The following is a 23717-nucleotide window of genomic DNA, read 5'->3' on the forward strand; positions in this document are numbered from 1 at the left end:
TGGTAAACAGGAGTAGGGGAGCTTATAAAATGAAAAAAGGCAGCGACAAAATCACTGCCATTAGTACAAAATAAAACTATGAAAAAAACTATTTGAAAGGTACTGGCTCTGCGCCTTCCCTTATCATATTCTTTGTAACCAAACTCTCTACAACTGTAGCCTTAAGCGTAAGCCTGAGGTCCGGCATTATTATATCGTTTGAAAGAACTGTTACCACCTCGTTTTGATCATTTAACACCGATGGCTTGTACATTAGTTCCAAAATTCCTTGTTGTCCTGGTTTAAGTGCCGGCTCTGAAATTCTATAGCTAATGCAGTTACAGTTATTCTTTATTCCTTGTATAATCAGGTCCGTCCGACCTGTATTTTTAATGATGAACTTTGCTACAGCTTTTTGTCCTTTTTCAAGTTTTCCGAAGTTGTAGTTTGTGCTTCCTACTGCCAAACGCGGCGACTTTAACTTTTGTTCCTCGGTATAACTGGTTTTTAAATCTTTTGCTCCAACATCTCCCTTAATATATAAAACATTTGTGGGATTTGCAGCATTTGATGTTACAGTTATCGATTTGTGAAAAGGGCCGGGACGCCCAGAACTGTTATAAACGGCTTTTATAACGCCTGTTCTACCAGGTAAAATAGGTTCTTTGGTCCAGTCTGGCGTAGTGCAACCGCAAGAGGGCTGCACATTTGCAATTACAACTGGTTGAGTACCCACATTTTTTACTCTGAACTCGTATGAAGCTTGTATGCCTTCGGCAAATGTGCCGAAATCATGCAATTCTTTTTCAAACTTAAGCTCTCCTTGTGCAAAGGCATTGAAACCGGCAAAAAGGAAACAAAGCATCCAGAGAAAGTAGAGCTTTTTAATCATATTCCAAAGTAAAATAAAAGTGTATTAAAAGGCAAGAAGTCTTAAAAGTACAAAACAAAGATACAAAATCTTTTTATAAAACAATAGGTTCTTTCAAATACGACTGTACGGCCGAAACCCCTTCAGATTTGATATTAGGTGAATCTTATGTACTTTTGATGTAAAATTTTACTTTACTTTTTATTCAGAAGATATGCAAACTGCTGAAGCATCTATTTCTCAGAAAATTAGCACTCAGGAAATCCTAAACGATTATCGTATCGCCTGGGAAAGCCGTCAGGCCAGCCTTACCGGTCGTAAAGAGGTTTTTATGGGGAAAGCCAAGTTTGGTATTTTCGGTGATGGTAAAGAAGTGCCTCAACTAGCTATGGCCAAATATTTCAAGGAAGGTGATTTTCGCTCGGGGTACTACCGTGACCAGACCTTCATGTTTGCCATAGGGGAGCTAACACTGCAGGAATATTTTGCACAGCTTTACGCGCATACCGACCTGGAAGCAGATCCGTCTACTGCCGGTCGTTCTATGAACGGGCACTTTGGTACACGCTCCCTGGATGATGAAGGGAAGTGGAAGAATCTGACAGAGATAAAAAATTCCAGTGCTGATATTTCTCCTACAGCGGGACAGATGCCCCGCCTGGTTGGCTTAGCCTATGCCTCCAAGCTATATCGGGAGAATCCAATTCTGCAGGATGAGAAACAGTTTTCCGTTAATGGAAATGAAGTGGCTTTTGGTACAATTGGTAACGCCTCTACCTCCGAAGGTGTTTTCTTCGAGGCAATTAATGCTGCCGGTGTACTGCAGGTACCTATGCTTGTTTCGGTTTGGGACGATGGTTACGGTATTTCTGTTCCGGCTGAGTACCAGACCACTAAAGGTAGTATTTCCGAAATTTTGGCAGGCTTTCAGCGTAACGCCAAAGGAGAGCAGGGATATGAAATTTTCAAGGTAAAAGGATGGGATTACGCTGCACTTTGCGAAACGTACGAAGCAGCCGTGCAGGTTTGCCGCGAGGAACACGTGCCTGTGCTTATACACGTGGAGGAGGTAACACAGCCACAAGGCCATTCCACTTCCGGTTCGCATGAACGTTACAAATCTAAAGAGCGCCTGGCCTGGGAGGCGGAATACGACTGCATTAAAAAGATGCGGGAATGGATTATTGAGAGCAATATAGCTACAGCCGAAGAAGTAGACAAAATTGAAGCTGAAGCCAAGGAAGCAGTGCGTGTAGCCAGAAGCAATGCCTGGAACGCGTTTGCCCTATCTATAAAAGCAGATCAGGATGAGGCACTGAGGCTGATGGATAACTTAAGTGCAGCCTGCCCTCATATTACTCAGATTGCAACCATAGCAGAAGAGCTGAGAAAAGTCAGTACTCCAATCCGGAGCGATGCCGTTAGAGCTGTGCGGAAGGTGTTGCGCTATGTAAGGCACGAAAGAAACCAGGCCAAAAGAGAACTGGTGGAGTGGCACGAGCAGCAACTGGGAGAAAATGCCGATCGCTTTAACTCGTATCTGTACAGCCAATCCGATGAATCCGCACTGCTGGTAGAAGAAGTTCCTGCCGAATATCAGGAAGACTCACCTGTAGTAGACGGAAGGGAAGTGCTCAAAGCATGCTTTGACGCCATGCTGGAACGCGACCCAAGAGTATTTGCTTTAGGTGAAGATGTAGGGTATATAGGTGATGTAAACCAGGCTTTTGCTGGTTTGCAGGAAAAATATGGCAAGCTGCGGGTAACTGATACCGGTATCCGGGAGTGCACCATTATCGGGCAGGGCATTGGCGCTGCACTACGTGGTTTACGCCCGATTAGTGAAATACAGTACCTGGACTACCTGCTGTATGGCATACAAATTATGTCCGACGACCTGGCTTCTTTGCAATACAGAACCAAGGGCGGCCAGAAAGCACCTGTTATTGTACGTACCCGCGGTCACAGGTTAGAGGGAATCTGGCATTCCGGATCTCCGATTGGTATGATTCTGCACAGCATAAGAGGTATGCACGTGCTCGTGCCTCGCAACATGACCCAGGCAGCAGGCTTCTACAATACAATGCTGAAATCTGATGAACCGGCACTGATAATAGAATGCCTGAATGGCTATCGTCTGAAGGAACGCCTGCCTTCTAATATTGCTGAGTTTACAGTACCACTAGGTAAACCGGAAGTTCTGCAGGAAGGCAGCGACGTAACCATGGTTACCTATGGCTCGATGTGCCGTATTGTGATGGAGGCCGCCAAACAATTAGAAGAATTCGGAATCTCTGTTGAGGTGATAGACGTGCAAACGTTGTTGCCTTTCGACCTGGAGCATAGCATCACGGATTCCATCCGCAAAACAAACCGCGTACTGTTTACCGACGAGGACGTACCGGGCGGAGGTACTGCCTTTATGATGCAGCAGGTGGTAGACGAGCAGGAGGCATGGCGTTACCTCGATTCCAAACCCGTATGCCTTGCGGCACAGGCTCACAGACCAGCCTATTCTTCTGATGGCGATTATTTCTCTAAGCCAAATACAGAAGATGTATTTGAAGCAGTATACGCAATCATGCATGAGGCGGATCCTGAAGCATTTCCTGCTTTGTTTTAAAAGACCTAAATAGATAAACAGAAAGCCCCGGCAGATGCACTGCCGGGGCTTTCTGTTTTATAGTAGCTTTTTTTTATATCAGATCCGGAAATAAAGTGATTTCATCTGTTACTATCACATTGCTTTTATGAGGTACCGGTGTTGTTCTGTCGTAAATAAACAGCTCAAACTTAACAACTGTGCCAGGAGCAAATATATCTGAGTCAAAAGCTTCTGTGGTATACTTTAGCTCGCCTTCCAAAGGCTCTTTCCGGTCGTCATTTGATACTCTCGGGAATCGCTGATTAAACTCGCTACTTAATTCAGGGAAAGGATATGGTACAAATCGATAGCCGCCATTCGGGTCCTGTTCCCGGATCAGGAGGTTTGCAATAAAGTTATTGTAATAGGGTGAGCCGAAGTTAAAGGGAGCTTCTGTGTCCTCTTTGATAGTGGAAGATAAACCAAGATTTCCATCCCCATCCTGAAACCGTATCACGATACTAATGATATCCCTGGCGATACGTGGGTCCTGGCCCTGTTCGAGTGGTGCGCGCGATTGTTCCACCCGCAGATACTGTATATGGGGCTCATCTGGAAAGTTAGGCTCCTTCCGGCAGGAGCTTAAAGCCACTACCAGTAAAAACAAAGCTAATCCATTCTTTAGCATGTCTTTCATGTGTTCTGTTGGAAAATGAAGCTAAATTTACTAAATCAAACGAATAGATATAGTATTTGTTATAAGTTTGTTTATAGGATTTTCAGGTATTATTTACACAATTCCGTATGTCTGCTGGTGCTAAAGTAGTAGCAATATCTTTTGTAAGCATTGTGGTAGATTTTAATATTCAATTCTCAACTCTTATTAACTGTGTAGCCACATCCTTCTTCTTTTTAATTCGTTTACAGCTGCCATGGGATATCTATTTTTTATAGTTTTTGCTGCCGGGCTCTGCTTCCTGTTTTACCGCTGGGCTACCCGAAAGCAGCGGCACCGGCAAAAGGTGCTGGCACAGGAATTTCCGGTTACCTGGAGAAAAATTCTGCAGGATCGGGTGGGCTTTTACCACACCTTAAAAGAGGAAGATCAGCAGCGGTTTGAGAAGATGATTCAGCTTTTCTTATCTGAAAAGCGCATAACTGGAATAAAAACAGAAATCGACGATGTAACCCGCGTACTCGTTGGTGCCAGTGCTATTATACCTATTTATGGTTTCAGAGATTGGGAATACCAGAATTTAGGTGAAGTATTGGTGTTTCCGGGAAGCATCCAGCGCTTCAAAGAGGAGGAGGGAGAAGCTGTATCAGAAGTATTAGGGCGTGTTAATCCTTTTCAGAACGATCATTATGTAACCTTGTCTAAACCTGCGCTGGAACGTGGCTTTAACGATATGAAAGATCGCCAGAACGTAGGCATCCATGAATTTGCACATATGCTCGACCAGGCCGACGGTGAGATAGACGGCACACCCAATGCCTACCTGCCCGATGAACTGGTAAGGCCATGGCAGGAGCTGATGTACCGCAAGATAAAAGCCATCAAAAGCGGTGATTCTGACATCAACCCATATGGCGCAACCTCTGAAGCTGAGTTCTTTGCCGTTGTAACCGAGTATTTTTTCGAGAAGCCGGATCAGTTGGCAGAAAAGCACCCTAAACTATACGAGATGCTTACCAAGGTCTTTCACCAGAACCCTAAAAGAAGGTTTAAGTTACTGGACTTCAACAGTCTGTTAAACCCTTACGGGAAGCGCTTGGGTCGCAACGAACCATGCCCGTGTGGTAGTGGGGCAAAGTATAAAAACTGCTGCCTGCAAAAAGAAAAGGTTTAGTATTCTGCAAAAGCGAAGGCCCGGACTATTCAGCCCGGGCCTTCGCTTTTGCAGGTTGCCGAAACGGTTACGTAACAACAGGGCGGGCATAGAGCTGCGCATCCTCTTGCGTAATGGTTTCGCCACTCATAATAACAAGTCGCTCTACTACGTTTCTGAGTTCCCGCACATTACCGCGCCAGTCGAGTGTTTGCAGATAGGCTAAAGCATCAGGCGCAATAAACTTGGGCTTGTTGCCGTAGTCGTTGGCGATATCGTTCAGGAACTTGCTCACCAGATCCGGAATATCTTCCCGTCTTTCGTTCAGCGGTGGTACATGAATAAGAATTACTCCTAAACGATGGTACAAGTCTTCGCGGAAGTTACGGGCCTCGATCTCTTCGAGAAGGTTCTTGTTGGTGGCGGCTAAAACACGTACATCTACCTGTATGTCTTTATCGCCGCCTACACGGGTAATCTTGTGTTCCTGCAGTGCACGCAGCACTTTAGCCTGTGCCGATAAACTCATGTCGCCAACCTCATCTAAAAATAAGGTGCCGCCGTTGGCTTGCTCAAATTTACCTATACGCTGCTTCACTGCCGATGTAAAAGACCCTTTCTCGTGCCCGAACAGTTCGCTCTCGATCAATTCGCTAGGTATGGCGGCGCAGTTTACTTCAATCATCGGTCCCTGGGCACGGTTGCTGTTTTCATGTATGGCACGTGCTACCAGTTCTTTACCCGATCCGTTCGGGCCGGTTATCAATACCCGCGCATCGGTGGGGGCTACCTTTTCGATCGCCTGCTTTACACGATCCAGCGCTGCCGAAGAGCCTACCATTTCATAGTTCTTGGAGATTTTCTTCTTCAGAATTTTTGTCTCCGTTACCAGGCTAGCCTTGTCCAAGGCATTCCTGACAGTTACAAGCAAACGGTTCAGATCGGGTGGCTTCTGCAAAAAGTCATAGGCTCCTTTTTTGGTGGCATCAACGGCCGTATCAATCGTGCCGTGGGCAGAAATCATGATAAAGGGGGTGTCAGGCACCATTTCCATTGCCTTCTCCAATACCTCAATGCCATCCATACCTGGCATTTTAATATCGCAAAGCACCACGTCATACTTGGTTTTACTGATATACTGAAGCCCTTTAGCCCCATCTTCGGCCTCGTCAACGGTATAGTCTTCGAATTCCAGAATTTCTTTCAGGGTGCTGCGGATGGCCCTTTCATCATCTATAATCAGTATTTTGGGCATAGTTTTTTTATAGTTTCACTTCTAATGCTAGTTTAAACAATAATGAGCCAACAAACAAGGCGGCTGCTGCACTTGTACGGTTAAACTAATTACAAAGCTACTTACAGACGGTTACTTCTATCTCTTAAATGCTGTTTTTAATATTCTGACTATACTTCAGGCCTGCTTTTCTGCATTAGCTGCTTTCTCTGGTGCCGTAAACAAAGAAAGCCAGGTATGCTGTATACCTGGCTTTCTGGTAATTCCTTTCGCGGAATTCTTATTTGTTGAAAGTGATGACACTATATAATTCTGGCTCCAGGAAAGGTCCTCCGGGATAACCTGCCGTATAATCGAAGTTAATCCAAAGGTCGCCATTGGTTTCATGGAAATGGATTTTACCACCACTGATTTCGTCCGGGAACAGGGTACGTACGGCATAGCTTATCTTATCTAAATCTTCGGCTTTACCTACTTTTACCTCTGTATACATATGCCCACTGGTTATAATAATACGCGCCTCGCCGCCGATAGCCATGATAGAGGAAGCCATCAGGATAGAATAATCGTCGCAGTCGCCTGCCAGTAAGCCAATGCTCTCGGTAGGAGGGGAGTAATAGTCCAGCCCGAGGGGATCGTTTACATACTTCCAGTTCAGGCGGATGTGCTTAAACAGCGAGAAGTAGCGCACAATTTTGCCGTATTTGCGGTAATACTCATCATGAAAATAGCGTGTGGAGTTCTCTACAGCAAAACTTCTGACCTCCGGGTGGGTAGGCTGCATAGCGCTTTTAACCCGGCGTTCCTGAAAATATGTGCCTTTTATAGGTTTAAAATAAGAAACCCGGTGCGGGTTACTGGTCATGTTTACCAGCATGGCATTATAATCTGCCGTCAGGTTATCCATCGAATACTTGTCGAATGTGCTGTTGAACCCGATTACCACTAAAATAGCAAAGAATAAAAATACTATAAGTTTAGCGCTTATTTTGGTGATAACGATGGAGGCGGTAGCAGCCAGCATGATGCACAGCAGGAAATTCAGTTCGTAATCTATAAAACTGATGGGCGGCAAGTAAAAACTTATAAGCACCGCCAATGGGAACACTATAAGAATCTGAATAAACCTTACTGCAAACTTTGCCAGGTTTGAAGGCTGAAAGAACCGCGTCATAACGTCCCACAATTAATGGTTACTGGCGCTATAGGCCTGGTTGTAATTTATTTAAAGAGGTGATTAGCCTCCGCATCAGGATAACGCAAAATCCAGGCCTTTTAGCTCCATATCCGATAAAATATTTAAGGAATTTTATTTGTAATCCGATTGCTTAAAATTTCGGCAAAATTTGTAAAATTTACAAGCCCTGCTTCTGCAAGTTTATAATTTTAAGCAACCGGATTTCTTTTAAAAGCAGCGGTGGTTATTTGTTGCTTCTAACGCCTCAGAGGCATTGGGTTCTTCTTATTGATATTGTATGTACAGAGGCTTTGGCTCCAGAGCCAGGATTTCAGCTGGAGTCATGAGCCGGTGGCCTTTTTTGGTATCGTTCTTATAAAACAACTTGAACCCGGTAAACTGTACCGGCTCATTTTTTATATAGCGACGATACGTGTCTTTTTTCAGGGCCGGACTGCCCCAGCCATCCATGTGCATGACAACCTGTACTTCTGGCCTCAGTTTTATGTCTTTATAGTTAGTGATCATGCGCTGTGTGAAGCGGTGTACGATAAAGAGCTTTGGTGGCAACTGGTGTTCTTTTACCAGGTCTGCAAGTAAACCAGAGGCATAATTCAGGTCTGCTGCGTCGAAACTGCCGACTCTTTTTCCCGGCACCCCGGTTTCTCCCATCGCAAACTCTGCATCAACCCCCAGATGCACATTGGGAAGCTGCAGGTACTGAGTGAGCCGTGGCAGCTCTTCCTGAAGCGTACTTCTTCCTATCTGCACATCCAGAAAAACAATGGCATCACGTTTTTTAGCTATTTCCAGTACATCGTCTATCATTTTGTCGGTCATGCGCAGGCGGTATTTGGCTCCCTTTCCGGGGCTTCCCTGTGCTGTAACAACAATGGCATGTAAGGCTGGCTGTACCGGAGTGAGTGAGTCTGCTTTTTCCCAGTTTGCCACCTCTTCATCGAGCTTGCTCAGCATTTGCTCCGGCGGCAGTTCTCCGAGTATGCCCATGCGCTTAGAGAGCAGGTTACCGTAAAAGGCGATAACACGTTTTTGGGGAAGTATGGCTCCTTTCAGGGGTTTGGGGCCCGGGTACTCCCAGGCAGAATCGGCTTCGGGTGCTTCGGCAACTTCCTGTACAGCTGTATCGGCGGGTGCAGGTGCAGGGGGAGTTTCAGGGCTTGCCGCTTCTGTTACTTGTGTAGCCTGACTGGCTTCTTTCTCCTGTGTACAGGCACTGGCCATCACAATACTGCATCCCAGTAGTACTGTTTTAAGTGCAGTGGTAAAATATGTCTGTTTTGTGAAGTTTGTAATCTGATTTTGTGTGGCAGCGTTCTGCTGCTTCGGGTAGTGGCTGCTCATTAAATTAACGTTAAAGCGTATTTTAGTCTCAATATATAGCATTTACGGTTCATTTATTTCATTAGCTGCTATATTTAAATCTTCCTTCATGTAAAGGTGCGTGTAGTGCCGCTTTAGCCATTGGCTCAGGCCCGACAAACCAGGCATCAGTACCCGCTCTGTAATATTTGCCTGGTCCAGCTTATCGCGTATTTCCCATTTTAATTCGGCTGGTATAATAATCCTGAAATAAATGTCCGGATGATTCTGCAGCCATGCACTCAGGTCACCGTTTACCTTCGACATCATAGAGAAAAGCGCATACTGATGCACAATGCGCGCATCTATGGATGGTGGCTCCAGGAAAACCACAAAAGGATCATCCTGAAAACCTGCCAGTTCTGTTAAGGAAGAACATACCGGCTCCAGTAGCTCAGGAGTAAATACATTTCCTTCTTCGAAAAGTGCGTCTTTTAAAGGTTTGGGTAATTCTTCTTTGGCCTTTACATAATCTATACACCATACGGCCCCGTCCAGGTGATATTGTTTCAAGTCCTGCGTTACAAAATGCAGGGCTACATACGGTGAATATGTCCAGTCGAGGAGCCGGGTTGGCAAACCGTGGTGCTGGGCCACAGCCAGCCAGTTCCAGACAGAGTAGTTGGCATGTGATGTTTCTGTACGGGCGTATTTTTTAAAATTACGTAGTATATGCGTTTCCAGCTGAGCATAGTTTTTACCTATGCGTGAAATACTGGTATTCAGACTATAGCCTTTGTCTGCCGCTCCTCTGTATACATAAGAAGAGCGGAACCGGCCAATTTCTTCGTTCCATGAATGATCAAACAAAGCCGATTGAAGCTCAAGCCAACTTTTTACTACAATTTCTTTTCCTTTTGTCATAAAATGATGTGATCGTAATAACGTGTTGCTACAGGAGGTGCAATGTTGGTTGCTCTCGTATACTTCAATCTTTTTGAAATGTTTGCCGGGCTTAAAGATGGGTTGTTACACACGCCCTGTGCTTTTGCTTACAAGCCAAGTGCCATCCGTTTAAATACTATAGGAACATATCATTATATGAATTCTTTATAAATTTAATAATTAAATTTTGTGTAATTTTTATACCAGATAAGGTTTTGTGTCGTAATGATACACTATGTTTAACCATTAACTATGAAAATATATGTTTTATCATGACAACAAGCTTCAGTACAAAGTTAGGGTGGAAAAACCCAGTCCTGCCTTTGCGAACATGCTGCAACAGGCAATAGGAGGGATTGAAGGGGAGATACGTGTATGTCTTCAGTACCTTTTCCAGGCTTGGGGTTCCAGAGGCCCTAAAAAGTATCGTGATATGTTGTTAGAGACAGGCACTGAGGAAATTTCACATATTGAGATGTTGGCTACTGCTGTTGCGCTTAACCTGGAGGGAGCTCCGGTTTCTTTACAGGAAGAGATGGCCAAAGACAAGGTAATTGGTGCCGTAATGGGTGGTATGAACCCGCGCCATGTGCTTTCTTCCGGATTGGCAGCTATGGCTGTAGATGCTAATGGTGTGCCTTTTAATGGTTCCTGGGTAGTGGGCAGCGGAAACCTGGCTGCTGATATGTATGCCAACGTGATGGCTGAATCTACCGGCCGCGTGCTGGCGACCAGACTATGGGAAGCTACCGATGATCCGGGTATGAAAGATATGCTTGCCTTTCTGATTGCGCGTGATACCATGCATCAGAACCAGTGGCTGGCTGTGCTGGAAGAACTGGGTGGTTTACAGGGTGTTCACCCGATTCCGAATACTTTCCCTCAAACGGAAGAAAATAAAGAATTTAACTATGCTTTCGTTTCCACTAAAATTACTGATATGGACGGCGACGGCGACAGCATGATGGGAGCCCGCTGGACCAGCGGACCTTCTATGGATGGCAAAGGAGAATTTAAGCTTGTGCGTGCTATGCCACAGGGTGGTGAGCCAATGCTTGGACCACCAGACCCAAGAGGTCATGCCCAGAAAGAACAGATGATGGGCGAAGCCGGCGGTATGATGGATAAAATTAAAGACGCTCTATAGTTTATATAGTATATGAGCCTCGGTAATGGGGCCTGCAAAGGAATGAACCTACCCAAAAAGCGGAGTTAGCAGCAGATGCTGTTATCTCCGCTTTTCGCTTCAAAACAAACCTAGCTGTTTCCCTGCTTTTGTACAGAAGTGGCTATAGTTGTATGGCCTCATCTGGCGGCCAGGCATAAACTTTTGCCTGCTCATCTTAAACAGCTTGTTTATAGCCTCTGCCATTTTCCCTTCGCCCCGCATGCGCACACCAAAGCGACTGTCGTTAAGCTGACCGCCATGCACGTCGGCAATCTGGTTCAATACTTTATCCGCCTTCTCCGGAAAGGCCTGCCGTATCCAGTCTTCGAAAATGGGGCCGATGCTGCCGTTTAGCCGTACCATGGTATAGGCTACATTGCTGGCTCCGGCCTCTGCCACCTGCTTTATAATTGCTGGAATCTCGGAATCGTTCAGCCCGGGTATAATGGGAGCCACCATAACATTTACAGGTATACCTGCCGAACAAAGCTGGCGCACTACTTCCAGTCGTTTTGTTGCGGATGCCGTTCTGGGTTCCAGTTTCTGGCGTAGCTGTTCGTTTAGCGTGGTAATACTGATGCTCACATGCACCAGGTCTAATTTGCTAAGTTCCTGTAGCAGGTCCAGGTCGCGAAGAATAAGTGCGTTTTTGGTAATCATGCTTACCGGGTGGCGGTACTGCAGCAATACTTCCAGAATGCGGCGCGTGAGCTTCTTTTTTGCTTCTATGGGTTGGTAGCAATCGGTATTGCCGGCCAGCATGATGGGCATAACCTGCCAGTTGGGGTTTTCCAGTTGTTGCGCCAGCGCCTCCGGCGCATTTTCCTTTACAATGATTTTCCGTTCAAAGTCGAGCCCGGCTCCATAGCCCCAGTATTGGTGGGTGTTGCGGGCGTAGCAGTAAATGCAGCCATGTTCACAGCCCTGATAGGGGTTAAGAGAGTAGCCAAGTCCCAAGTCCGGGCTGTCTACTTTGTTTACCACTTTCTTCGGGTGCTCTACCAGGAACTCTGTTTTGGAATTAGACAGCATTGGCTCATCCAGCCCCTCTATATGCGCCGCCACATATTCCTGCTTCAGGTAAGGATTGGCCGGGTTGTATTGCGCTCCACGCCCTTTTAAGAATTCTTCCGCTTTCATAGTTTGCATACCTTATTTTTTCATTTCTAACTCTTCACAACCATTATCTCATTTATATGGGTGGTATAGCGGGGCGACCGCATTTCGCTCCTCATCTTCCAGGGATGGTTCTCTTCTGGCGCGTACACACCCTGTTCCGCAGATATAAGAGTGCCCCGGCCCCAGCGTGCATTCACTTTATCGATCACTTCCATAATACGCTGGTGCTTTTCGCGGTCTATTGTATCAAGCAGAGGCATTTGTGCGTGGTCTTGTGCACAAAGTTCAGATACAATAACACCGCTTTTCTTATAGTGATAGCCCTGTCTGTAGAGAGGCTGCAGCGCCAGGTTTGCGTAATGCACCAGTTCCAGCGTACTGTTGGTGGCAACAGGCAGCATAACTGTTTTGCTGTTATAGTATACCTGCTCATCTTTATCGGGGTAAGACTGCAGGTATACCGTTAATAAACCGGCACAAGTGCGCTGCCTGCGAAGCTTTGCAGCGCAGCTGGAGGCATAACTGGCTGTCGCTTCTTTAATAAGGTCCATAGAGGTAAGGGCCTTTCCGAAGGAGCGGGACGTGCAGATACTTCGCTTTGCGGGAGGTGCCATTTCCATGTCCAGGCACGCTTCTCCGCGCAGCTCTTTGGCAGTGCGCAAACCAACTACTGTAAGATGTTTCTTAACGAAGGAATCCGTTGCCTGGCTCAGGTCCCAGGCGGTACTAATGCCGAAGGCTGCTAGTTTACGGGCATTGCGGTGGCCGATACCCCACACATCACCTACTGCTGTAATTTTTAAAGCATGGCGTATAGCCTCTTGCTCCTGGAGCAGCACTACGCCTTGTTTGTCTTTTTGCTTTTTAGTGAGACGGTTGGCGAGTTTAGCCAGCGTTTTAGTAGGGGCTATACCAACGGATACCGGTATGCCTGTCCGCTGCTGTACTGTGCTGCGAAGTTTTATGGCATGTTGTTTTATATCGTTGGTAAGCAGGGTAGTCAGGTTCAGGAAAGCCTCATCCACAGAGTAAATCTCCACATCCGGCGAAAAATGACTCAGTACGTTCATAACGCGGCGCGACATATCGCCATATAAGGTATAGTTGCTGCTAAAAACTCTTACGTTGTTTTGTTCGAGCACCTGCCTTGCCTTGTAAGCAGATTCTCCCATGGGTATGCCTAGCGCCTTCGCTTCTTCGGAGCGGGAAATAATACAGCCATCATTATTCGAAAGTACTACAACAGGCTTGTTGTGCAGGCTAGGATCAAACATCCGCTCGCAGGAAACATAGAAGTTGTTGCAGTCGACCAGTGCGTACAGCTTTTTCATGAGCTTTAGTGCTTTATTTTATGAATGGCCCACGTTACCACGCCCCACGCCTGAAAATCCATATCCTCTGTTATCTCTAATGCTGAAAAGGCCTCGTTAGCAGGTTGCAGGTAATATTTCTGGTCTTTGCATATCAGTCGCTTTACCGTAAACTCTCCGTTCACTTTCCCTATAATAACATTTCCTGTCAGCGTTTTGATAGAGCGGTTTAAGAGCGATCGGTCTACTATCAGTATATCTCCATCGTGCAGACGGGCGTCTACCATAGAGTTGCCCATTACTTTTACCAGGTAACTGCTATCAGGATCTTTTATAAGGAAGTTCTGCAGGTTTATAACCTCTACTGTATAATCATCGGCAGGAGAAGGAAATCCAGCTGCTACTCTGGAATGTACGAGTGGTAGCTCTACTGCTTCTAAATAATTGTCAGGCAGCAACTCGAAGGGGGATGAGAGCAGGAAGGGGTGCTTGGTAAAATTTTCCATAGTTTTATTTTGTACTGCTTCTTTTTCAGAAGTCGTTTCAAATATAGTATCTACTAATATATTTAGCAATTAATACTAATAAAATTAGTTTTTTGTTGTAATAAAATTCAATGCGTCCCCGCAACAAGCCCGACAATAAGCAGTAGAAAAGTCAGGACAATTCTAGAAGGCATGCAGGCAATCATTTTTTGTGGAATACAGGCTAGTGGTAAATCCAGCTTTTACATAGAGAACTTTTTTAATACCCATGTGCGCATTAGCCTTGATTTATTGCGCACCCGCTACCGGGAGCAGCTTTTTCTGAGAAGCTGCCTTGCCACGCAACAACGCTTTGTGGTAGATAATACAAATCCGACTGTAGCAGAACGTAGCAGGTATATCGACATGGCCCGGTCAGCGCGGTATGAGGTAGTGGGTTATTATTTTGAAACAAGTGTGCAGGCGGCCATACTGCGAAATAATACCCGATTGGGTCGGTGGCAGGTGCCTGAGCGTGGAATATATGGCACGCAGAAAAAGCTGCAGAAACCTTCTTACAGCGAAGGATTTGATGCACTTTATACAGTGCAGCTATTGCCGGCAGGAGATTTTAAGGTGCAGGCCTGTGCAAAGAACGCCTAAAGCTTAAAAAGGCTGTGTTTTGCATTAAATCGCTGATTATATAGAAGATATAGAGCAAAAACAGCCTTTTCCGCATGAGGCTATAATGGGATATAGAGATGCAGCTATTACGGGAAAGTACGTAGGTAATTAGGTGTTTATTTTGTAGCTGTAGCTTATTCGTTCGCGTTTTAAGAACAGTCGGGACATGAAAAGGTATGCAGGAAGATGATGCCCGGCTATAGTATAAGTCCTGTTAATATTTATTCTAATTATTTAAGCTATGAAAAACGTGTTTAATGGAAGCTGGAAACTTCTTGCCATGATGGTGTTTGTTGTTACTTTTTCCGCTTGTAACGATGATGATGGAGACATTCTGGAGCCAGATCGCCTGAGTTCTGCTGAGTTTGTGCAAAGAGCTGCAGCAAGCGATATGTTCGAAATTGAAACTGGCGAGATGGCCGAGGATATGGCGGAGCGTGAAGATGTAAGAACATTTGGCCAGATGATAGTAAACGATCACACCGAATCCAGCACTATACTGATGGCAATGGCCAACCAGAAAAACCTACCAGTACCCACTGCTTTGCCACAAGACAAAATGGAAATGAGAAATAGGCTGGCTGGTATGACAGGCACTGAATTTGACATGGAATTTATGACACAGCAGGTAGCTGCTCACCAGGAAGCCGTTGCACTTTATGAACAGGCAGAAGATGAATTACAGGACACTGAACTAAGAAACTTTGCAGCAGCAACGTTGCCTGTATTAAGAGAACACTTAGAGCATGCTCAGATGCTGAGAGATGCTTTAGATTAATCCCTAAACTCACTTTTTAACACGAAGCGCCAGCTGGTTTCCCGGCTGGCGCTTTCGTTGTAGTTAAAATTTGCAAAAATGTAAAGATTACGTCATTCAGCATTAATAATTTCAATAATTGAAACGAGATTTTGAAGAACTATGTTTGAGATGTGATTCAAAATGCTATTTTTGAGAAATTTTATTGGATATGATAGAACGTAGTAAGCGGCTGAATGATGTGTTTTATGAACTGCGTGGGCCTATTTATGAGAAGTCTAAAGAGCTTGAGCAGCAGGGGCATCGTGTAACAAAGTTAAATATAGGCAATCCCGCGCCCTTTGGTTTTAATGCGCCCGATGCCGTTATAGAGCATATTATCGCCAACCTGCGTCATGCCCAGGGCTATTCCGACCACAAAGGACTGGTTTCGGCGCGTGAAGCCATTAAAGCCTACTACGAAACAAAAGGAATAGCCAACATACACATCGATGATATCTTTATCGGGAACGGTGTGAGTGAAATGGCCATGCATGCAGTACAGGCACTGGTAAATACAGGAGACGAAATCCTGGTGCCATCACCTGATTATCCTATCTGGACAGCTGCCGTGAACTTTTCAGGAGGCAAAACGGTGCATTACCTCTGCGACGAGGAATCAGACTGGTTTCCTGATCTGGCGGACATCCGCCGTAAGATCACCAGCCGTACCAAGGCCATTGTCCTGATTAACCCGAATAACCCAACGGGTGCTGTTTATTCAAAAGAAATATTGGAGGAACTGGTAAAACTTTCGGTAGAACACGACCTGGTAATTTTCTCGGATGAGATTTACGATAAGATTCTGTACGATGGCACCATCCATTACCCGACAGCGGCTCTATCGGATGAAGCCGTAATTGTTACCTTTGCGGGTTTGTCTAAGAACTATCTGTCAGCCGGTTTCCGGGCTGGCTGGATGGTAGTAACCGGAGACAAAGCGAAGGCAGCATCGTATATAGACGGCCTGAACACCCTGGCAAGTTTGCGTGTGTGCAGCAATGTGCCGGCGCAGCATGCTATTAAAGTGGCGCTGGAAGGATACCAGGAAATGAACGACCTGGTGTTGCCAACAGGCCGGCTGGGGCAGCAGCGGGAAGTTTGTTACAATAAACTTACCGCTATACCCGGTATTACCTGTGTAAAGCCAAAGGGTGCTTTTTACATGTTCCCGAAAATCGATGTCAGAAAATTCAACATTCAGAACGACTTCCGGTTTGCGCTGGACTTCCTGCAGGAACAGCATGTGCTGCTGGTACAAGGCAAAGGATTTAACTGGCACCAACCAGACCATTTCCGGATTGTATATTTGCCGTCTGTAGAGGAGCTAATCCAGACGATGGACAAGCTCGATGTTTTCCTGTCTACTTATTGGCAACAGGACGTAAAGGCTGGCGTAAGCCAGGAAGCAATCGAACTTTAACTTAAGTCCCCATAAACACAGAAGAGGCTGTTCCGACTTTCCGGGCAGCCTCTTCTGTTTTGGCATAAACTACTTTATTGTACTTGCTTAACCGTTACATAATAATTCGCATCAACCTGAACAGCCGCATTCTTTTTTTGTCCCTTCAGCTCTTTCCAGGTAGTGGCTGGCTCCAGCCTGGTTTCTTTACCGCCGATGCTTACCTTCACTGGCAGGTTGAACCCATCCACTGCGTTGGCCCATCTATACTTTAAGGTGGTGCCGTTCGCCTGGTACTCCAGCACCGGAATCCGGGTATCGCGCAGGTACTGGTTGAAAACAGGCGTCAGGTCGCGTCCGATGTGCTGGCTCAGGTAATCTTCAATCTGTTTCGAAACAACAGTCTGGTGATAGAACTCCTTGTTCAAACCTCTTAAAATATCGCGCCACTTTTCGTCGTTGTTCAGCACCTGGCGCAGCGTGTGCAGCATATTGGCTCCTTTAAAATACATGTCACCTGAGCCTTCCTGGTTTACATCATAGTAGCCGATAATAGGGCGGTCGTTTTCAATGTTTTCTCTCTGGCCGATCACGTAGGCACTACCTGCGTCTTTACCATAATGATACTCTACAAAAAGACACTCCGAATAAGTGGTAAAGCTCTCGTGTATCCACATATCAGCAATATCCTTATAGGTAATGTTGTTGGCAAACCACTCATGGCCCGATTCGTGCACAATAATGTAGTCGAACTTCATGCCCCAGCCTGTGCCACTCAGATCATGGCCCAGATAGCCATTCTGGTAACCGTTTCCATAGGTAACAGAACTCTGGTGTTCCATGCCCAAGTAGGGTGCTTCCACTAGCTTGTAGCTGTCTTCGTAAAAAGGATAAGGGCCAAACCAGTGCTCAAAGGCCTGTAGGGTGCGGCTGGCATCTTTAAACTGCTTCTTTGCTTTATCTAAGTTGTTGCGCAGCACATAGTAGTCGCAGTCGAGTATGCCTTTTTCCCCTTTATACTTCTCTCCAAAATGCACATAGTCGCCAATGTTGATGTTCACGCCATAGTTGTTGATCGGGTTGGAGACAAACCAGTGGTAGGTTTTGGTACCATCCTTCTGCTGATCGACCCCACGTAGCCTGCCATTCGATACATTCACCAGCTGCTCCGGCACATTAACGCTCATCAGCATGCTGTCTGGCTCATCGTACATATGGTCTTTGCAGGGCCACCACATGCTGGCACCGTCGCCCTGGTTAGAGTTGGCAATAAATGGCTTGCCATTGGCGTCGCGTTTCCAGGTAATACCTCCCGACCAGGGCGGGCGTTTGCTTACCAAAGGTTTGCCGCTATAGTGTACCACTACAGCATTTACCGCACCCGCCGTTTGGTTTTCCTGTAGCTGTACATAATACACATTGCCGTCTCTTGTGGTGTTTAAGGTTTTTCCATTCTGTGTTACCTTGCTGATGTTCATGGGCTGCTGCATGTCAATCTGCATTCGTTGGTAAGGCTCCAGCACCTTATATTGAATGGTATTGGTGCCGCTAATGGTGCTGTCGGAAAGATTTACTTTAACATTGAGGTGGTAATAGGTCAGGTCCCACCATGCTCTTTCTTTAGTAACAGAACCACGCAGAGTATCTTGCCGGGTAAAGTTTGGCTGCTCCTGGGCCCGGGCAGTTCCTGAGTTCAGGAAGACAAAGGCTACTGCAAACAGGCCGGCCAGCAAAAAGGTTTTTTCACAGGTTGTCTTTTTCGACATAGGTATAGGTTTAAGTATAAGGGTTACGTATGCTTTGTTTTAGCTTCCCGGGCAAGGCACCGGTAGCTTGCTGCCAGCGATGTTATAACCAGTGCATTGGCAACTAAATCTATGCAGCTGGTATTATTGCTTTACCAGCTCAAATCTGAAAGGTTAAGTTGAGTAATATGAAAAGCCATCAGAAAGAGAAGAAGAACTATCCATAAGAGGATAAGTTTTTTCATGCTAAGGATATTTTTACATCTAAAAAAGAGAATAATCCGCAATATAGCAAGTAGCTAAAAAAGAATATGGCCTGTGCTCCCAAAGCTCATGTCAGCGGTAGCTTTAACCGGTTTATCATTAAAAACTGTTAATCTATTTTGTAAAAAATATATACCGTTTGCGGCCAATCCTAACAGCCTTAACAAGAGAAACCTACAGGCAAAATCAACAATAGAAGCAGGCGAGGGAGAAATCTTTTTTTAGAATTTTTAAAATGATACTTTGTTGCATATGCAATTAAGTGGTAAATTTGAACATAGTTTCTTTCAGCAACGTGCTACAGCATGACTAAAAAGGATATATACAACCATCGTCTTTCATTTATACTGGTGCTTCAGTGTTTGCTGTTGCTCAGGATAACAGTGCCTGCCCTGCATGTACTGGCTCATGGTACAGATGAAGTTATATCCGATACTGCTGATGCATCGGCTCTTTGTTTGATTTCTGAGGCTGCTTCCGAAGAAAAAGAAGCGGATAAAACAGCGCAGATCATCCAGCTGGCGCTAACCGATATGCTGCCTGTACCTATCATGCAATATGATTTTGCAGGTGAATTTTATACAGGTACTATTCCCAAAGGGCCGGAAAACGATAAGCTGATCAGCCGGGACCTTACCTGTATTACCCCACCTCCCCAGGCTTAATACCTGATTGCTATTCTTTCTTGCGGTTGCCAAGGCACAACCTGCCTTGGTTTAACCTCCTGTTCCGGCACGTTTTAGATAATGGGACAGAGGCTGATCCTTTGTTCATGGGGTGATCTAAAGCAAATGCATGTTTAAACTTTGTTGTTCCGCCTGATCTGCGAAGCACAAAGACTGCTGCAGAGCTTATTTCTATCCAAGATTTTATTTTCAAAAGTGCGTGGTTCTTGCGAGGTTTTAATGCTGCTCCACAGAAGAAAAAGCGCGTGCCTTCTTACTACAATTTACCTTATCTCTTTGCTTTTATGAAGTTTATTCTGATGCTATTATTCTTTAGCATTGCCACTCATGCTCACAGTCAAGGCTGGAACCTGTCAGGGAAGTTACTGGATGAAAACAGTAAACCGCTGCCAGGGGTAACGGTAAGGCTGAACCCTGGTGAAATGGCCACCCAAAGTGATGCGAGCGGGAACTTTTCCTTTACTGCTTTACAGGCTGGAGAATATAGACTGACGGCCTCTTTCACAGGCTATGAGCTGCAAACGGTTACTGTAGCTATTCAGAGCAGTAACAAAAAGATATCTGTCAGGCTTCGTCCGGCGATTCAGGAGCTAGAAGAAGTTGTTATACAAGGAGATCAGGTGGCACTTCGGAAACAGGAAGAAGCGCTGAACCTGGAGGTAGTAAACACTGACTTTATACACCGGAACCTGGGCGGTAGCATGATGCAAACGCTGGAGCGCCTACCAGGTATCAGTACCATCGGCATTGGCTCGGGCCAGTCTAAGCCACTCATCCGCGGACTTGGCTTTAACAGAGTAGTGGTGGTAGATAAAGGGGTGAAGCACGAAGGGCAGCAATGGGGTGCCGATCATGGGCTGGAACTGGATCAGTTTGCTGTTGAAGAAGTGGAACTGCTGAAAGGAGCCGCTTCTTTTGCCTATGGTTCTGATGCTATAGGCGGCGTTATTCACGTAAAGCCGGTGCAGCCGCCTAAAAATAATGGGTTGGGTGGCTCGGTAGACCTGATCGGCAAATCCAACAACAACCTGTATGGTACTTCAGTGAACCTGTACAACCGGAAAGACAAGCTATTTTTCGATACACGCCTCACCTACCAGCGCTACGGCGACTACCGGGTACCAACCGATGTGGTGCATATATACGATTATCCTGTGCGTTTATACAAGAACCACCTGCGCAATACGGCCGGAAAGGAAACCGGGCTGCACCTGAATGCCGGATATCTGGGTAACCGGTTCAGGTCAGTTTTTTACCTCAGCCACGTGTACAGCAAGAGCGGCTTTTTTGCCAACGCCCACGGGCTGGAGCCGCGGCGTGTAAACACCGATCTGCACGACAGCTCCAGCCGAGACATTCAGATGCCCAACCAGCAGGTGAATCACTATAAAATTATTAACCGGAGCGAGCTGCAATTGCCCGGGCACCGGATGGAAATGGAAGTAGGTTACCAGCGCAATTTCCGGCAGGAGTATAGTGCGTATGTCAATCATGGCTATATGCCTCCTGTATATCCTGCTGATATGCCTGTGTCTTCTGAGCTGGAAAGGGAGTTCGATAAGCATGTGTATTCTATTAATCTGCGCGATCATTTGACACTCGGCCGCCACACGCTGACTGCCGGCATCAACAGCGAATACCAGCATAATACCATCGGCGGGTGGGGCTTCCTGGTGCCGGCTTTCAGGCAAGTTACAGCTGGTGCCTTTCTTTATGATAAGATAGAACTCTCAAACAACCTTTTGCTGCACGCTGCTTTGCGCTACGACCATGGCCAGATTGAAATCTCTGAGTACACAGACTGGTTTACTTCTGATATAACTACACCCGAAGGGGAGGAAATTTCTCGAAACCTGACGCGGGCGAATAACCTGAACCGTACGTTTAACAGCCTGGTGTGGTCGGTCGGGGTTAACTATAATCTGGATAAGTTTCAGTTGAAAGCCAACTTAGGTAAAAGCTTCCGGATGCCGATTGCCAAAGAACTGGCAGCCAACGGGGTGAATTACCACTACTTCAGCTATGAGCAGGGCAACACCGGCTTGTTGCCGGAGCAGTCGTACCAGGCAGACCTGGGCGTAACCTGGGCAGAAGAGAAGTGGTCGGTACAGGTGAATCCGTTTTTCAACTACTTCACTAATTACATATACCTGAACCCTACACCGGATCATGATTATTTATACGGAGCTGGTAACCAGGTTTTTGCATACACTCAAAGCGAAGTGATGCGCTATGGCGGAGAAGTGCAGCTAAGCTATAACCTGCTCAGAAGCCTCCGGACAGAGCTACTAGGAGAGTACGTATATGCACGCCAGCTTTCAGGAGATAAGAAGGGCTATACGTTACCTTTTTCGCCACCACCTTCGGTACTGCTGAATCTTACCTGGTCTCCGGCGCTAAATCATCCCTTACATAACACCTATTTCTCCTTTGACTACCGCCTCACAAGCAGGCAGGATAACATTGTGCCACCGGAAAAGAAAACCCCTGGGTACCAGGTTGTGAATATACAACTGGGAACAACAGTGCATCTGCACAAACAGCCGCTACAGCTAAGCCTGCAGGCCCGAAACCTGCTTAATACATACTACCTGAACCATACAAGCTTTTACCGGCTCATTGAACTCCCGGAAGCTGGGCGGAACATAGTACTCTCTTTAAAAATACCATTTAACAAATAAACAATGAAAAATCAATTCCTTTTAGGATAGACGACAACTAATGCACGGTGGCGGGGTGTGCGGCAGCACACCCCGGCTGCCCTAATTTCACTATTAACCTATCAAAGATCTAGTACCATGAAAAAGAATTTATTCAGCTTATTGCTGGCTGTACTTGTTTTAGCTGCAGGATGTAAAGACGACCAGGATGCAATTGACACCGAATATCCTGAAATCATTTTAACGGCTTCCAACACTTTCCCGGTTCAATGCAGCACTATTAAGCGGGGAGAGTCCTTTACCGTTCGGATTCTGCTCCGCGACAACATGCAGCTAGGTTCCTATAGCCTGGACATTCACCACAACTTCGACCAACATACCCATAGCACTGAGGTAGAGGAATGTACGATGGAGGCAGTAAAAACACCTGTCACACCTTTCCTGTTCATCCGGAATTACCCGATACCGGAAGGCTTAAGAGAGTACCAGGCCGCCACAGAAATTGAGGTGCCGGCCGATGTAGATCCCGGAGATTACCACTTCTTGATTCGTGTGACAGATAAGGAAGGCTGGCAGACACTGAAAGGGCTAAGCATCAAAATAGAATAAGCTTATAGCCTCTGTATTCTCTAAAGAAGAATTTATTTTTTCATTAACCATTTTAATATTTTATCATGAAAAACACTTTTAAGCTTTTCGGTTACTCTTTGTTGCTTCTTGTATTGCTGGTATCCTGTAATAAAGACGAGGATGAAGTAACACCGGTTCCTGCTTTTACTGAAATTGAAATCGGGTCGAACAACAGCAAAATAGCTTATGCCGGAAGCGACTTACATTTAGACGCAGCCATTGTGGCACCTGGCACTATTGCCAGCGTTCGTGTTGAGATACACCCTGAATCAGGTTCAGGCTGGGAGTTTAATGAGGTGTATACGGAAGGACTCGCTGGGAAAAAAAATGCAGATTTTCACAAGCACATCGATATTCCTGCGTCAGCAGCTACAGGCCATTACCATTTCCATTTAGTGGTGACAGACAATTTAGGTCAGAAAGCGGAAATTGATGAGGAAATTGAAATAAAAGAGGATGCCACCCTGCCTTCTATCTCAGGATTACAAATTGAAGTGGAAGACGGTGGAAACGAAATTCATGTGGAAACTACCATTAATGCTCCTAACAGAATTGCCGAAGTTAAAGTGGAGGTACACGGAGCATGGGAGAAAGAGTTTGAGTTTGACGATGCAGCCATGGTTGGACAAACTTCCTATGAATTCCATAAGCACATCAATATAGCAGCTGCACCGGCAGGGCATTACCATCTTCACTTTACTGTAATTGACCAGGCAGGAAAAGAAAGAGAATTTGAAGGGCACTTCGATAAGCCCTGAAGATAACAGGCAAGATTAGTTGCGGCACTAAATCAATTGAAACAAGCCTTAAAACTAACCTTGCTTAAGATGTAATAGCAGGTGCGGGAATA

General features: G+C 45.8%; 20 protein-coding genes. 10 read left to right on the top strand and 10 right to left on the bottom strand.

The window, feature by feature from the left end; genetic code table 11:
- Positions 1-88 precede the first annotated feature (88 nt).
- Positions 89-871 carry a DUF1573 domain-containing protein gene (locus tag C1N53_RS04620; RefSeq protein ID WP_137758207.1) on the bottom strand — a complete coding sequence of 261 codons (783 nt, stop codon included), beginning with the start codon at positions 869-871 and terminating at the stop codon, positions 89-91.
- A gap of 193 nt (positions 872-1064) precedes the next feature.
- Here C1N53_RS04620 and C1N53_RS04625 point away from each other — a divergent pair, with 193 nt between their 5' ends.
- On the top strand, positions 1065-3473 hold the full coding sequence (locus C1N53_RS04625) for a thiamine pyrophosphate-dependent enzyme (protein WP_137758208.1): 2409 nt from the start codon (positions 1065-1067) through the stop codon (positions 3471-3473).
- A 73-nt stretch (positions 3474-3546) separates the two neighbouring features.
- Here the strand turns inward: C1N53_RS04625 and C1N53_RS04630 are convergent, their stop codons facing one another.
- Complete coding sequence (locus tag C1N53_RS04630) at positions 3547-4131, bottom strand: hypothetical protein (protein ID WP_168193960.1); 585 nt, start codon at positions 4129-4131, stop codon at positions 3547-3549.
- 235 nt (positions 4132-4366) lie between these two features.
- Between C1N53_RS04630 and C1N53_RS04635 the strand changes: the two genes are divergently transcribed.
- Positions 4367-5284 carry a zinc-dependent peptidase gene (locus tag C1N53_RS04635; protein ID WP_137758209.1) on the top strand — a complete coding sequence of 306 codons (918 nt, stop codon included), beginning with the start codon at positions 4367-4369 and terminating at the stop codon, positions 5282-5284.
- Positions 5285-5351: 67 nt separating this feature from the next.
- On the opposite strand, the gene C1N53_RS04640 is transcribed toward C1N53_RS04635, so the two are convergent.
- The 4 genes from C1N53_RS04640 to C1N53_RS04655 all read right to left on the bottom strand — a co-directional run bounded on the left by C1N53_RS04640 (position 5352) and on the right by C1N53_RS04655 (position 9918).
- A complete protein-coding gene (locus C1N53_RS04640; RefSeq protein WP_137758210.1) occupies positions 5352-6518 on the bottom strand; it encodes a sigma-54 dependent transcriptional regulator in 1167 nt (388 codons plus the stop codon).
- 259 nt (positions 6519-6777) lie between these two features.
- Positions 6778-7671 (bottom strand): transglutaminase, encoded by an 894-nt coding sequence (locus C1N53_RS04645; protein WP_137758211.1) that lies wholly within the window; start codon positions 7669-7671, stop codon positions 6778-6780.
- A gap of 288 nt (positions 7672-7959) precedes the next feature.
- Entirely contained in the window at positions 7960-9036 is a 1077-nt protein-coding gene (locus C1N53_RS04650) for a hypothetical protein (RefSeq protein WP_240773387.1), read from the bottom strand.
- Between the two features lie 42 nt (positions 9037-9078).
- Positions 9079-9918: an FRG domain-containing protein gene (locus C1N53_RS04655; protein ID WP_137758212.1), complete on the bottom strand. Its 840-nt coding sequence runs from the start codon at positions 9916-9918 to the stop codon at positions 9079-9081.
- 283 nt (positions 9919-10201) lie between these two features.
- Here C1N53_RS04655 and C1N53_RS04660 point away from each other — a divergent pair, with 283 nt between their 5' ends.
- Positions 10202-11086, top strand: coding sequence for a manganese catalase family protein (locus C1N53_RS04660; protein WP_137758213.1), 885 nt, complete (start codon positions 10202-10204; stop codon positions 11084-11086).
- Positions 11087-11185: 99 nt separating this feature from the next.
- Here the strand turns inward: C1N53_RS04660 and C1N53_RS04665 are convergent, their stop codons facing one another.
- Genes C1N53_RS04665 through C1N53_RS04675 form a run of 3 tightly spaced genes read right to left on the bottom strand, consistent with a single transcriptional unit; the run spans position 11186 to position 14042 of the window.
- A complete protein-coding gene (locus C1N53_RS04665) occupies positions 11186-12247 on the bottom strand; it encodes a PA0069 family radical SAM protein (protein WP_137758214.1) in 1062 nt (353 codons plus the stop codon).
- Between the two features lie 26 nt (positions 12248-12273).
- Complete coding sequence (locus C1N53_RS04670) at positions 12274-13557, bottom strand: Y-family DNA polymerase (RefSeq protein WP_137758215.1); 1284 nt, start codon at positions 13555-13557, stop codon at positions 12274-12276.
- A gap of 5 nt (positions 13558-13562) precedes the next feature.
- A complete protein-coding gene (locus tag C1N53_RS04675; protein WP_137758216.1) occupies positions 13563-14042 on the bottom strand; it encodes a LexA family transcriptional regulator in 480 nt (159 codons plus the stop codon).
- 171 nt (positions 14043-14213) lie between these two features.
- On the opposite strand from C1N53_RS04675, the gene C1N53_RS04680 reads away from it, so the two are divergent.
- From C1N53_RS04680 to C1N53_RS04690, 3 genes are all read left to right on the top strand, one after another.
- On the top strand, positions 14214-14663 hold the full coding sequence (locus C1N53_RS04680) for an AAA family ATPase (protein WP_137758217.1): 450 nt from the start codon (positions 14214-14216) through the stop codon (positions 14661-14663).
- A 262-nt stretch (positions 14664-14925) separates the two neighbouring features.
- Positions 14926-15462 carry a DUF4142 domain-containing protein gene (locus tag C1N53_RS04685; protein WP_137758218.1) on the top strand — a complete coding sequence of 179 codons (537 nt, stop codon included), beginning with the start codon at positions 14926-14928 and terminating at the stop codon, positions 15460-15462.
- A gap of 190 nt (positions 15463-15652) precedes the next feature.
- Positions 15653-16903: a pyridoxal phosphate-dependent aminotransferase gene (locus tag C1N53_RS04690; protein WP_305790901.1), complete on the top strand. Its 1251-nt coding sequence runs from the start codon at positions 15653-15655 to the stop codon at positions 16901-16903.
- A 74-nt stretch (positions 16904-16977) separates the two neighbouring features.
- Here C1N53_RS04690 and C1N53_RS04695 read toward each other — a convergent pair whose 3' ends face one another.
- Positions 16978-18648, bottom strand: coding sequence for a M1 family metallopeptidase (locus C1N53_RS04695; protein WP_137758220.1), 1671 nt, complete (start codon positions 18646-18648; stop codon positions 16978-16980).
- Positions 18649-19196: 548 nt separating this feature from the next.
- On the opposite strand from C1N53_RS04695, the gene C1N53_RS04700 reads away from it, so the two are divergent.
- The 4 genes from C1N53_RS04700 (at position 19197) to C1N53_RS04715 (ending at position 23625) form a co-directional block, all read left to right on the top strand.
- Complete coding sequence (locus C1N53_RS04700; RefSeq protein WP_137758221.1) at positions 19197-19556, top strand: hypothetical protein; 360 nt, start codon at positions 19197-19199, stop codon at positions 19554-19556.
- 305 nt (positions 19557-19861) lie between these two features.
- A complete protein-coding gene (locus C1N53_RS04705) occupies positions 19862-22258 on the top strand; it encodes a TonB-dependent receptor (RefSeq protein ID WP_240773388.1) in 2397 nt (798 codons plus the stop codon).
- 117 nt (positions 22259-22375) lie between these two features.
- Positions 22376-22846, top strand: a complete 471-nt coding sequence (locus tag C1N53_RS04710) for a DUF4625 domain-containing protein (RefSeq protein WP_137758222.1) — start codon at positions 22376-22378, stop codon at positions 22844-22846.
- A gap of 65 nt (positions 22847-22911) precedes the next feature.
- On the top strand, positions 22912-23625 hold the full coding sequence (locus C1N53_RS04715) for a DUF4625 domain-containing protein (protein WP_137758223.1): 714 nt from the start codon (positions 22912-22914) through the stop codon (positions 23623-23625).
- Positions 23626-23717 lie beyond the last annotated feature (92 nt).

It is taken from the genome of Pontibacter sp. SGAir0037 (assembly GCF_005491705.1).
Classification (GTDB): domain Bacteria; phylum Bacteroidota; class Bacteroidia; order Cytophagales; family Hymenobacteraceae; genus Pontibacter.